The organism is Arthrobacter sp. E70 (genome assembly GCF_058266945.1).
Genome location: NZ_JBYQFR010000003.1, coordinates 351,832 through 364,152, shown reverse-complemented (window position 1 = coordinate 364,152; position 12,321 = coordinate 351,832). Strand labels below are relative to the sequence as shown.

Sequence of the window (12,321 nt, the reverse complement as noted above, 5' to 3'; positions counted from 1 at the left end):
CCGGGTGCTACTTGCCGAGGAACTTGTCGAAGCCCTTGGGCAGGTTCAGCTGCGAGGGGTCGAAGTCACCGCCCTGCTGGCCGAAGGCTGCCCCGGTGGGCAGTGCCTTGGCAGCGTTGGCACGCCGGGCTTCCGCTTCCTTGCGCTCCTGCGCGGCCTTGGCCGGGTTGCCGGACTTGGCCTTCTTCTTCGGGGCGTTCTTGGCGTTCTTCCGGGCACCGCCGCCGGCGCCTGGCAGGCCGGGCATGCCCGGCATTCCCGGCATGCCGCCCTGGGCCATCTTCTTCATCATCTTCTGGGCCTGGGCGAAGCGTTCCAGCAAGCCGTTGACCTCGGAGACGTGGACGCCGGAGCCGCGGGCGATGCGGGCGCGGCGGGAGCCGTTGATGATCTTGGGCGCAAGGCGCTCGTGCGGGGTCATGGACCGGACGATGGCTTCGACCCGGTCGATCTCACGCTCGTCGAACTGCTCCAGCTGCTGCCTGATGTTCTGGGCGCCGGGCATCATCATGAGCATCTTCTTCATGGAGCCCATGTTGCGGATCTGCTGCATCTGGGCCAGGAAGTCCTCGAGGGTGAAGTCCTCCTGGTCGGCGAATTTCTTCGCCATCCGGGCGGCTTCATCCTTGTCCCAGGCCTTCTCGGCCTGTTCGATGAGCGTGAGGATGTCACCCATGTCCAGGATGCGCGAGGCCATCCGGTCGGGGTGGAAGAGTTCGAAATCGTCCAGCCCTTCACCGGTGGAGGCGAACATGACGGGCTTGCCGGTGACCGACGCGACGGACAGCGCGGCGCCGCCGCGGGCGTCGCCGTCGAGCTTGGACAGCACGATGCCGGTGAAGTTGACGCCTTCGTCGAAGGCGAGGGCCGTGTTGACGGCGTCCTGGCCGATCATGGAGTCGATCACGAAGAGGACTTCGTTGGGGACAATGGCACGGCGGATCTGGCGGGCCTGCTCCATCATGTCGGCGTCGACGCCGAGGCGCCCGGCGGTGTCGACGATGACGACGTCATGCAGCTTCTGGCGGGCTTCCTCGACGCCGGCGCGGGCGACGGCGACGGGGTCGCCGGCGGGCTGGTCCAGCTCCTGCGAGGTGGCTCCGGGGTGCGGGGCAAAGACGGGCACGCTGGCGCGCTGGCCCACCACCTGCAGCTGGGTGACCGCGTTGGGGCGCTGGAGGTCGCAGGCCACCAGCATGGGGCTGTGGCCCTGGGCCTTCAGCCACTTCGACAGCTTGCCCGCAAGGGTGGTCTTACCCGCACCCTGGAGGCCGGCGAGCATGATGATGGTGGGGCCGTTCTTGGCCAGGCGGATGCGCCGCGTTTCACCGCCGAGGATCTCCACGAGTTCCTCGTTGACGATCTTGACGATCTGCTGGCTGGGATTCAGCGCTGCCGAGACCTCGGCGCCGAGCGCGCGTTCACGCACCCGCGCGGTGAATTCGCGGACGACCGGAACTGCGACGTCGGCGTCCAGGAGGGCGCGGCGGATCTCCCGGACGGTGGCATCGACATCGGCCTCCGTGAGGCGGCCCTTGCCGCGGAGATTCTTGAAGGTTGCTGTCAACCGGTCAGAGAGTGAATTGAACACGCGCCGTGAACTTCTTTCAGGAGATGATCGGGACTCGACTATCTAGGGTATCAAGTCGGGCACAGTAGGTGGCATGCTGGCCCAATGACGAGCCAAACAACTGTCAAGACCTTGCTCATCCTGGGCGCCTCCGGGGACCTCACCGGCCGCCTCCTGCTGCCGGGCCTGGCGCGCCTGGTCGCGGCCGGCCGCGCAGAGGGCCTCAGCCTGGTGGGGGCCGGCTCAGATCCGTGGACGCCTGAACAATGGCGGGAGCGGGTCCAGTCGTCGTCGGCAGCGGCGGCCGGCGGTGCGGACAAGTCCGGCAAGGAAGCCCTGGAGAGGCTGCTGAAGGACACGGTGTACCACCAGGTGGATGTCACGGCCCAGGGGGCACTGGCACGGCTGCTCGCGGACCTGCCGGGACCGGTAGCGGTTTACTTTGCGCTTCCGCCGCGCATCAGCCAGAAGGCCTGCGAGGTCCTGCGGCCGGAGGAGGTGCCCGAGGGCACCCGCCTGGTGATGGAAAAGCCGTTCGGCTCCAGCGAGGAATCGGCCCATTCCTTGAACCAGACCCTGGCGCGGCTGGTTCCGGAAGAGCACATCCACCGGGTGGACCACTTCCTGGGCAAGGCCACCGTCCTGAACATCCTGGGCCTGCGCTTCGCCAACAACTTCCTGGAGCCGGTGTGGAACCGGCAGCACGTGCAGAAAGTGGAGATCTTCTTCGACGAGGACCTGGCGCTGGAAGGCAGGGCCCGGTACTACGACGGCGCCGGTGCCCTCCGCGACATGATCCAAAGCCATCTCCTGCAGGTGATGGCGCTGATGGCCATCGAACCGCCGGCCACCATCGGCGAGCGCGACCTGCGGGATGCGGTCTCGGCTGTCCTGCGCGCCAGCAGCGTGGGTGCCCCGTTCGCGAAGACAACGCGCCGGGCGCGGTACACGGCCGGGACTGTGGGAGGCAAGGACGTGCCGGACTACGCGGAAGAGGAGGGCGTGGATGCCGGCCGGGAGACCGAGACACTGGCCGAGATCCAAGTGGGCATCGACAACTGGCGCTGGCAGGGCGTGCCGTTCATCCTCCGGTCCGGCAAGGCGCTCGGAGACCGGCGCAAGGAAGCGGTGGTCACCTTCCTGCCGGTGCCCCACCTGCCGCAAGGCTTCACGGGGGTGGACTCCCCCAACCAGCTGCGTATCGGCTTCGGCCCGGACACCCTGGCGTTCGACGTCGACGTCAACGGTCCCGGGAACATCTTCAGCCTGGGCCGGGTCACCCTGGAGGCGGAATTGAGCGCCTCCGACCTCCTGCCCTACGGCGAGGTCCTGGACGGCGTGTTGACCGGCGACCCGCTTCTGTCCGTGCGCGGCGACACGGCGGAGGACTGCTGGCGGATCGTGGAACCGGTGCTTAAGGCGTGGGACCAGGGCGAGGTGCCCTTGGAAGAGTACGACGCCGGCTCTGCCGGGCCTGCATCCTGGCCCACCAACCGGGACAAGGGCTGACCCTTCCACCCAGGGCGGCCACGGCACCCTTAACGGCAGACAGGACGGGCGGGAACCTTTCGGTTCCCACCCGTCCTGTCCATGCCTCCCGGCACAGGGGCCTGGCTAGATCGCAGCCACTCCGCGCTCGCCCGTGCGGACCCGCACTGCCTCGTGGACGTCGATGGTCCAGACCTTGCCGTCCCCGGCCCGGCCGGTGTTGGAGCTGGCGATGATGACGTCCAGGATGTCATCCGCCTGTTCGTCGGTGGCCAGGACTTCCACCCGGATCTTGGGCAGCAGGTCCACGTTGTATTCCGCTCCGCGGTAGACCTCGGTGTAGCCTCGCTGCCGTCCGTATCCGCTGGCTGCGCTGACCGTCAGGCCCTGTACGCCGTAGGCTTCCAGTCCCTCCCGGATGGCTTCGAGCTTTTCCGGCCTGACGATTGCGGTGATCAGTTTCATGCCCCCACGCTTTCCTTACCTGTTGCTGACTGGCTCTTCTGTGCACCGGGTGCCGGGGCGGATTCCGCCTGGGTCTTGCCGGTGATCATGTCGTGCAGCGGCTGGAAGCTTCCGCCGTGGCCGCTGAGGCCGAATTCGTAGGCGGTCTCGGCGTGCAGGCTGAGGTCCACACCCACCGTTTCCTGTTCCTGGGAGACCCGGAAGCCCATGGTCTTGTGGATGGCCAGCGCGATGATGGCCGTCAGGACGGCCGAGTAGGCGATGGCGATGCCGGCTGCTGCCAGCTGGGCCCAGAGCTGGGTGAGGCCGCCGCCGTAGAAGAGGCCGCCGCCCACGCCGTCGGTGGGCAGGGCGATGAAGCCCAGGGCGACGGTGCCGATGATGCCGGAGACCAGGTGCACGCCGACGACGTCCAGGGAGTCATCGAAGCCCCAGCGGAACTTCAGGCCGACGGCCAGTGCGGAGGCCACGCCGGCCACGACACCGAGGCCAAGCGCACCGACCGGGCTGACGTTGGCGCAGGCCGGGGTGATGGCCACGAGGCCTGCGACGACACCGGATGCGGCGCCCAGGGAGGTGGGGTGGCCGTCGCGGATGCGTTCGGTCACGAGCCAGCCGAGCATGGCGGCGGCGGGGGCTGCCAGGGTGTTGATCCAGATCAGGCCGCCCTGTTCGGCGGTGGTGGCGGCGCCGCCGTTGAAGCCGAACCAGCCAAACCACAGGATGGCCGCGCCGAGCATGACGAACGGGATGTTGTGCGGGCGGTGGTTGGGGTCCTTGCCGAAGCCCTTGCGGTTGCCGATGATCAGGACGAGGATCAGCGCTGCCACACCGGCGTTGATGTGGACAACAGTGCCGCCGGCGAAGTCGATCGCGGGGCCGAGAGCCTTGCCGATGGCGCCTTCGGGCCCGAAGAGGCCGCCGCCCCAGACCATGTAGGCCAGCGGGCAGTACACCAGGGTGACCCATACGGGGACGAACACGGACCAGGCACCGAACTTGGCGCGGTCAGCGATGGCGCCGCTGATCAGTGCCACCGTGATGATGGCGAAGGTGGCGGCGTAGCCGACCTTGATGAGCCCGTCGGGGGTGGTGATTCCTTCAAGGCCGAACGTGGCGAACGGGTTGCCCACGATTTCCAGGAACCCTTCACCGGAGCTCATGGAGGCGCCCCACAGAACCCACACAACGCCGACCATGCCGATGGAGATGAAGCTCATCATCATCATGTTCAGGGCTGCTTTGGCGCGGGTCATGCCGCCGTAGAAAAATGCCAGACCGGGTGTCATGAACAGCACGAGCGCTGCCGCCACCATGACCCAAACGTGACCTGCGGTAAGTTCCATGGTGCACGTCCTCTCTCATCGAATCTTGCGGATCGCTCCGCCTGCCAACGCCTTTTTGCGTCCTGTAAGAAGTGTGTCGGCGGCGTGTTTCGCCCGCAGAGGATTTAGATTGCCGGTCTGTTACAACAACCTCTAGGAAGTAAATGGTGCATATCCGCTTTGTTACGGTTATGTTTCTGCGTTCACGCAGCCACCCCGCTTCCTGTTCAGCAAGGACTCTCGCACCATGACGCCAGCACCCCGCGGAAGCGGCGCCACTTCAAGGATCCTGGCCCGCCTGCGGCCCCAGCGGGAAAAGCTTCCCAGGGACATCCTGGTGATGCTGGCTGCCGCGTTCCTGATTGCGCTTGGATTCGGGCTTGTTGCGCCCGTATTGCCGCAATTCGCCACAACCTTCGGCGTCGGAAACACCGAGGCCGCCGTGATCGTTGCGATCTTCGCCTTCATGCGCCTCGCGTTCGCCCCCGCCGGCGGCTACCTGATCGGCAGGTTCGGCGAGCGGCCCGTGTATGTTGCGGGGCTGCTGATTGTGGCGCTGTCAACGGCGGCCTGCGCGTTTGCCCAGAGCTACTGGCAGTTGCTGCTGTTCCGCGGCTTCGGCGGCGCCGGCTCAGTGATGTTCACGGTGGCGTCCATGGCGCTGGTGGTCCGGCTGGCGCCGGCCAGGAGCAGGGGCAGGGTCTCGGGCGCCTACGCGTCGGCATTCCTGATCGGCAACGTGTGCGGACCGATCGTGGGCGGGCTGCTGGCCGGCCTGGGCCTTCGGGTCCCGTTCCTGGCCTATGCCGCGGCCCTGATCGTCGCAGCCCTCGTGGTGCAGACCCAGCTCAGCCACGAGCGCCGCGGGGCGGACGGGGGGCAAAAGCGGGGTCCGGTGATGCGGTTTGGCGAAGCCCTGGCAACCGGCACCTACCGGTCCGCGCTTCTGTCGAGCTTCGCCAACGGCTGGGCCACGTTCGGCGTGCGGATGGCAACCGTGCCCTTGTTCGCCGCGGCCGCGTTCGGTGCCGGGCCCCAGGCGGCCGGACTTGCACTGGCGGTCTTTGCCGCCGGCAACGCCGCCGCCCTGAGCTTCTCGGGCCGGTTGGCGGATTCGATGGGCCGTAAACCCATGATGATTTCCGGGCTGCTGGTGGCCGGCCTGTCCACCGCCGGGATCGGCGCCACCCATGACCTGCCGTGGTTCCTTGCGGCGTCGACGCTGGCAGGCATCGGGTCGGGCCTGTTCGGCCCCGCCCAGCAGGCCGCCGTGGCCGACGTCATCGGCAGCGAACGGTCCGGCGGCAAGGTTCTGGCCGTCTACCAGATGACGTCCGACGTCGGGGCGATCGTCGGGCCCGTGGTGGCCGGGCTGCTCGCCGACCGGCTGGGGTTTGGCTGGGCGTTCGGGGTGACCGGCGGCGTCATGCTCGTTGCCGCCGCCGGCTGGCTGGCCACCCGGGAACCGCTGCGCAACGCCAGCGCCTGACCGGCCAGGTGCAGTCCGGCTAGTTCAGGAGGGCGTCGACGAATCCTTCGGTATCGAAGGGGGCGAGGTCGTCGGCGCCTTCGCCCAGGCCGATTAGCTTCACAGGCACCCCGAGTGACTTTTGGATGGCGACGACGATGCCGCCCTTGGCGGTGCCGTCCAGCTTTGTCAGGACGATGCCGGTGATGTTGACAACTTCGGAGAAGACCCGGGCCTGGTTCAGGCCGTTCTGGCCGGTGGTGGCGTCCAGCACGAGCAGGACCTCGTCCACCTCGGCCAGTTTCTCCACCACCCGCTTGACCTTGCCAAGCTCGTCCATCAGGCCCACCTTGTTCTGGAGCCGGCCGGCGGTATCGATCATGACCACGTCGACTTCCTGGTCGATGCCTGCCTTGACGGCTTCGTAGGCGACGGAGGCGGGGTCGGCGCCGTCGATATCCGACTTCACGGTGGGAACGCCCACGCGCTGGCCCCACGTAGCCAGCTGCTCGGCGGCGGCAGCCCGGAAGGTGTCCGCGGCGCCAAGGATGACGTCCTTGTCCTCCGCGACCAGTACGCGGGCCAGCTTGCCCACGGTGGTGGTCTTGCCGACGCCGTTCACGCCCACCACCATCATCACCGCGGGCTTGTCGCCGTGGCGCTGGACGTTGAGGCTGCGGTCCATGGTGGGGTCCACGATCTTGACCAGCTCTTCGCGGAGCATGGCTTTGACGTGCTCGGGCGTCCTGGTTCCCAGCACCTTGACCCGTTCCCGGAGGGCGTCCACGAGCTGCATGGTGGGCTCAGTCCCCAGGTCTGCGAGGAGGAGGGTTTCCTCCACCTCGTCCCAGACGCTCTCGTCGATCTTGTCGCTGGACAGCAGGGCCAGCAGCCCTTTGCCCATGATGTTGTTGGAGCGGACCAGCCGCTCGCGGAGGCGCGTGAGCCGCCCGGCGACGGGCAGCGGAGTTTCAACGGGGATGACTTCCAGCCCGGCGGCATTGTCCGGAACGGTTGTGGTGTCCAGCCCTTCGAGGTCGACGCCGGCAGGGGCCTTGCGCTCGATGGTTCCTTCGCGGTCCAGTACTGCCGTGCTGCCGCCGGAGCGGATTTCGGGGTCGTTGGCGTCGCGGGTACCGGGATACCGGTTGATGTTCCTCCGCGTCTTGAGCAGGACCGGAATCAGCCCGCCAATCACCACCAGGGCAACAAGGATGGGCAGGATTATGGGAAGGATGTCATTCACTCCCCTAGCTTCTCACAAAGAATCCGCCCGCCTCCGGCAGGGTGCCGGAGGCGGGATGCACTGCGCTGCCTCCCGCTAGACCCCTGCGCCGAGGCGCTGGCTGATGACGGTGGAAACGCCGTCGCCGCGCATGGTGACGCCGTAGAGTGCGTCGGCCACTTCCATGGTCCGTTTCTGGTGGGTGATGACGATCAGCTGGCTGGACTCCCGGAGTTCCTCGAAGATGGTGATCAGGCGGCCCAGGTTGGTGTCGTCCAGGGCAGCCTCCACTTCGTCCATCACGTAGAACGGCGAGGGCCGCGCCTTGAAGATCGCCACCAGCAGGGCCACCGCGGTCAGGGAGCGCTCACCCCCGGACAGCAGGGACAACCGCTTGATCTTCTTGCCGGCGGGACGGGCCTCCACTTCGATCCCCGTAGTGAGCATGTCGCCGGGGTCGGTGAGGACCAGGCGGCCCTCACCGCCGGGGAAAAGGCGTTCAAAGACCCGGACAAACTGGGCCTGGGTGTCCTCGAACGCTTCGGTGAACACACGCTGCACCCTGTCATCAACTTCCTTGATGATGTCCAGCAGGTCCCGCCGGCTGGCCTTCAGGTCCTCCAGCTGGGTGCTCAGGAACTGGTGGCGTTCTTCGAGCGCGGCGAACTCCTCAAGGGCCAGGGGGTTCACCTTGCCAAGGCTGGCGAGGTCGCGTTCGGCCTTGCGCAGCCGTTTCTCCTGTTCTTCCCGGACGAAGGGCTTGCCTTCCCGGATCTCCTGGCCGGCGTCGTCCACCGGTGCGCGCAGGGCCGCCCACTTGTCACCGGACTCCTCCGCCGGGACAGGCACCGGAACATGCGGCCCGAATTCGCTGACCAGCGCTTCGGGGCTAATACCCAGTTCATCGACGGAGCGGGTTTCCACCGCTTCAATCCGCGCGCGCTGCTGGGTACGGGCCAGTTCGTCTCGGTGCACGTTGTCCGTGAGGTCGGCCAGCTCGCGGGCCAGGGCATCGTTGGCCTCCCGGACATCGCGCAGGCCGCGGTCCCGCAGTTCGCGGTTTTCCTCGGCTTGGTCCCGTTCGTGCCGGGCAAGGTCCACCGATATGTCGACATAGCGAAGGGCAAGGTCGACGGCGGCGGAAACGGCCGCCGCCCGCTGCGCCTGGATACGGCGGCGCCGGGCGCGTTCGGCAGCCTCCTCGCGGGCACGGCGTTCGGTGGCGGCGGCACGCTCGAGGGACGCCACCCTGTTCCGGGTGGCTGCGAGCTGTTCTTCGGCGCTGCGCAGGGAAAGACGCGCTTCCACCTCTGCAGCCCGTGCGGTGGAAGCGGCGCGGGCCAGGGCGTCGCGCTGGTCGGTGGAGGGTTCCTGCTCCACGGGGACTTCCTGTGCGGCGGCGAGCCGTGCGGTGATGGCTGCCAGCGCTTCCTCCTCGGCCGCGACGTTTTCCTCGGCCCGGGCCAGGGACGCGGCAAGCCGGTCGCTCTCCCCGACGGCGCTGCGCAGGACCGAGTTGAGGTGGCCCAGCCGTTCTGCCACGGCGGCCAGACGTGCATCTGATTCGTGGAGCTTGTCCAGGGCGATGTCCGCCGCTTCCTGCGCGCCGGCGCGCCGTGCCTCGGCAGCTGCCAGGGCAAACCGGTTGCGTTCCAGGCCGGCGGTGACGGCGGAGAGTGAACGCCCGGCGTCGTCCACGGCTGCCTGGACCTCCAGGAGGGACGGGGCCGAGGCAGATCCACCGGTTACGGTGACGGCGGTGAAGACGTCACCGTCGCGGGTGACTGCCGTCAGGCCGGGCGTGACTGCCACGAGTCCGGCCGCTGCCTCCACATCATCGACCACGGCGGTCGTGGCCAGCAACTGCCTGACCAGCGGGAGGTGGCTGGCCGGGGCCTCCACCAGGTCCGGTGCCCACCTCACACCCTCAGGAAGCGGGCCCCTGCCGGCGTCCCCTAGGTGGTCCGCGGCCGCGGACGCGAGGAGCAGCGACGCCCGCCCGGCGTCGTCGTCCTTCAACAGCTGCAGAACCTCCGCCGCGGTTGCCCGGTCCCGCACCAGGAGAGCCTCGGACACCTCCCCGAGGGCTGCGGCAATCGCCGTCTCGAAACCTCCCTCGACCGTCAGTGCTGAGGCGAGGCTCCCCTCCACCCCGGCAAGCCCTGCCTCGAGTGCGTGCCGGGCGCCGTCCTTGCGGTCAAGGCCGAGCTTCAGCGCTTCCAGGCGTGCTGCCAGGGCATCACGCTTGCGGATCCCCTCGTTCACCGCCGTCTTGAGGTCGGCGATTTCCTGCAGTACGGCGTCCAGCACCTCGCTCGCGGCCTCGTACTCGGCGTCGAGGGACTCCTCCCCCTCTTCCACCCCGGCCACCTGGTTTTCCAGCGCGATGAACTCGGCCTGGGCCCGGGCGCGGCGCTCCGTTCCGGCAGCGAGCGACTCCCTCAGCCGGCCCAGTTCGGCCTGTGCGGATTCCACCCGCGACCTGGCTGCGGCGACCTGCCCGGCCAGACGCGCCAACCCTTCCCTGCGGTCCGCCAGTGCCCGCAGCTCAGCCGTGAGCCGCCTGTCCTCCGCCAGGGACGCCTGCTCAGCCTCGGCCTTCACAGCAGTAGCTGCTTCCAGCGCACTCCGCCTGCCGGCGATGTCCTGTTCCAGTTCTGCGAGCTCCTGCCGGACCCGGGCCGCCTGCCGTTCCAGTTGTTCCGGGTCCCGGCCGGAAGCGGGGGCCGGGTCGTCGGATCCCAGCAGGCGGCTGCGTTCGGTAGCCAGGGAACCGAGCGAACGCAGCCGCTCGCGGGCGGTGGACAGCCGGTACCAGCTGTCCCTGGCGGCATTCAGCCGGGGGGTTGCCTCGGCGGCGAGTTGTTCCAGGGCGGCCTGTTGTCTGCGGCCGGCTTCGAGTTCCTGCTCGACGGCGGTCCGGCGCGCCTTCAGCGCTGCCTCGTCCGCGACGTCTTTCTCCAGCGCCTGCTGCAGCTGGACCAGGTCGTCGGCAAGCAGGCGGGCGCGGGCGTCGCGGACATCGAACTGGACGCGCTGGGCGCGCCGGGCCACTTCTGCCTGCTTGCCCAGGGGCGTGAGCTGCCGGCGGATCTCGCCGGTGAGATCGGTGAGGCGCTGGAGATTGGCCTGCATGGCCTCCAGCTTGCGGACGGTTCGTTCTTTGCGCCGGCGGTGCTTGAGGATCCCCGCGGCTTCTTCAATGAAGCCGCGCCGGTCCTCGGGAGTGGCGTGCAGGACGCGGTCCAGCTGGCCCTGGCCGACGATGACATGCATCTCCCGGCCCAGCCCGGAATCGCTGAGCAGTTCCTGGATGTCCAGGAGCCGGCAGGCGGCGCCATTGATGGCGTACTCCGAGCCACCGGTACGGAACAGCGTCCGGGAGATGGTCACTTCGCTGTACTCGATGGGCAGGGCGCCGTCGGTGTTGTCGATGGTCAGCGAAACGTGGGCGCGGCCCAGGGGCGGGCGGCCGGACGTGCCGGCGAAGATAACGTCCTCCATCTTGCCGCCGCGAAGGGTTTTCGCGCCCTGCTCCCCCATGACCCAGGCCAAGGCGTCCACGACATTTGATTTGCCCGACCCGTTCGGGCCCACGACCGCGGTGACGCCGGGTTCGAACTCGAACGTGGTGGCGGACGCAAAGGACTTGAACCCCCGGACGGTGAGGCTTTTGAGGTGCAAGGCTTTTCGGATCTCCTGAGTGGCTGCAGCGGCTGCTAGGCTCCCCTCAATCTACTGCCTGGCCGCGGAATTTCGCGGGATATCGCCGGGGAAAGGCGCAGCGGGCCGGCTACCAGCGCCCGTTGCGGGGACGCGGCTGGCAGACGGGGCAGGTGTGCGAGGAGCGGTTCATGAACTGCTCGCGTCGGATGGTCGCCGGGATTCCCGATGCGGCGCACCGCTTGCACGGTTCGCCTTCGCGGCCGTAGGCGTTGAGGGACCGGTCGAAGTATCCGGACGCACCGTTGACGTTCACGTACAGGGAGTCGAAGCTGGTGCCGCCCGCTGCCAGGGCGTCGAGCATCACCTCGCGTGCACTGTCGATGACACGCTGGGCATCGGCACGGCGGAGCGTGTCGGTGGGGCGGGCGAAATGGAGCCGGGCCCGCCACAGCGCTTCGTCGGCGTAGATGTTTCCGATGCCGGACACGAGGCCTTGGTCCAGCAGCGCCCGCTTCAGGCCGGTCCTCCGTTTCCTCAGCCGCCGGTAGAAGAGTTCGAACGAGAAAGCGGGATCCAGGGGATCGCGTGCAATGTGCGCCGCCTCCCCGGCGATCAACGGAAGGGGCGATTCGGCGAGCCCGCCGGGTCCGGCGTCGTCCGTGGGAACCAGCGAAGTGACGAACAATCCGCCGAAAATGCGCTGGTCCACGAACCTCAGCTGCTCGGGCATGCCCTCCTGCGGGCTGAGGCGGAACCTGACCTTGAGGTGCTTTTCGTCCGGAACGCCGGAATCCTGCATCAGGAGCTGGCCGCTCATGCCCAGGTGGGCCATGAGTGCCACGTGCGGCTGCGGCACGCCGGTGCCGTCTGTTCCGGCGGCGGAAACACTTCCAGGGACGTCAGCACCGTCCAGCAGCGGCAGCCAGAGGAATTTGCCGCGCCGCACGACGTCGGCCACCATGGCCCCTTCGAGGTTGCCGGCGAAATCGTCAGCGCCCAGGGCGTGGCGCCGGATGGAGCGCGGGTCGAGGACCTCGACGGCTTCGATGGTCCTGCCGCGCACCCAGCTCACCAGGCCGCGGCGCACCACTTCCACCTCGGGCAGTTCCGGCAT

The 12,321-nt window shown here is 68.2% G+C and carries 8 protein-coding genes; 2 read left to right on the top strand and 6 right to left on the bottom strand.

Annotated features, from left to right (window positions below; genetic code table 11):
* Positions 1–7: 7 nt before the first annotated feature.
* Entirely contained in the window at positions 8–1,591 is a 1,584-nt protein-coding gene (gene ffh / locus AC3IMC_RS05515; protein ID WP_490917388.1) for a signal recognition particle protein, read from the bottom strand.
* Positions 1,592–1,675: 84 nt separating this feature from the next.
* Here ffh and AC3IMC_RS05510 point away from each other — a divergent pair, with 84 nt between their 5' ends.
* Entirely contained in the window at positions 1,676–3,079 is a 1,404-nt protein-coding gene (locus tag AC3IMC_RS05510) for a glucose-6-phosphate dehydrogenase (protein ID WP_490917387.1), read from the top strand.
* A gap of 105 nt (positions 3,080–3,184) precedes the next feature.
* On the opposite strand, the gene AC3IMC_RS05505 is transcribed toward AC3IMC_RS05510, so the two are convergent.
* The gene (locus AC3IMC_RS05505) at positions 3,185–3,523 is read right to left on the bottom strand and encodes a P-II family nitrogen regulator (RefSeq protein ID WP_043453189.1); all 339 of its coding nucleotides are present in this window, start codon (positions 3,521–3,523) and stop codon (positions 3,185–3,187) included.
* Positions 3,520–4,869, bottom strand: a complete 1,350-nt coding sequence (locus AC3IMC_RS05500) for an ammonium transporter (RefSeq protein ID WP_490917386.1) — start codon at positions 4,867–4,869, stop codon at positions 3,520–3,522. Before AC3IMC_RS05500 ends, AC3IMC_RS05505 begins: the two co-directional genes overlap by 4 nt.
* Positions 4,870–5,095: 226 nt before the next feature.
* Between AC3IMC_RS05500 and AC3IMC_RS05495 the strand changes: the two genes are divergently transcribed.
* Entirely contained in the window at positions 5,096–6,337 is a 1,242-nt protein-coding gene (locus AC3IMC_RS05495; RefSeq protein WP_490917385.1) for an MFS transporter, read from the top strand.
* Positions 6,338–6,356: 19 nt separating this feature from the next.
* Here AC3IMC_RS05495 and ftsY read toward each other — a convergent pair whose 3' ends face one another.
* The 3 genes from ftsY to mutM form a co-directional block, all read right to left on the bottom strand.
* Positions 6,357–7,562, bottom strand: a complete 1,206-nt coding sequence (gene ftsY / locus AC3IMC_RS05490; protein WP_490917384.1) for a signal recognition particle-docking protein FtsY — start codon at positions 7,560–7,562, stop codon at positions 6,357–6,359.
* Between the two features lie 75 nt (positions 7,563–7,637).
* Complete coding sequence (smc, locus tag AC3IMC_RS05485; protein ID WP_490917383.1) at positions 7,638–11,225, bottom strand: chromosome segregation protein SMC; 3,588 nt, start codon at positions 11,223–11,225, stop codon at positions 7,638–7,640.
* A 109-nt stretch (positions 11,226–11,334) separates the two neighbouring features.
* On the bottom strand, positions 11,335–12,321 hold the full coding sequence (gene mutM / locus AC3IMC_RS05480; protein ID WP_490917382.1) for a bifunctional DNA-formamidopyrimidine glycosylase/DNA-(apurinic or apyrimidinic site) lyase: 987 nt from the start codon (positions 12,319–12,321) through the stop codon (positions 11,335–11,337).

Bases quoted from the DNA above. Each gene is read 5' to 3' on its own strand.
- AC3IMC_RS05510 (WP_490917387.1), top strand. From the start codon at position 1,676: ATGACGAGCCAAACAACTGTCAAGACCTTGCTCATCCTGGGCGCCTCC.
- AC3IMC_RS05505 (WP_043453189.1), bottom strand. From the start codon at position 3,523: ATGAAACTGATCACCGCAATCGTCAGGCCGGAAAAGCTCGAAGCCATC.
- AC3IMC_RS05500 (WP_490917386.1), bottom strand. From the start codon at position 4,869: ATGGAACTTACCGCAGGTCACGTTTGGGTCATGGTGGCGGCAGCGCTC.
- AC3IMC_RS05495 (WP_490917385.1), top strand. From the start codon at position 5,096: ATGACGCCAGCACCCCGCGGAAGCGGCGCCACTTCAAGGATCCTGGCC.
- mutM (WP_490917382.1), bottom strand. From the start codon at position 12,321: ATGCCGGAACTGCCCGAGGTGGAAGTGGTGCGCCGCGGCCTGGTGAGC.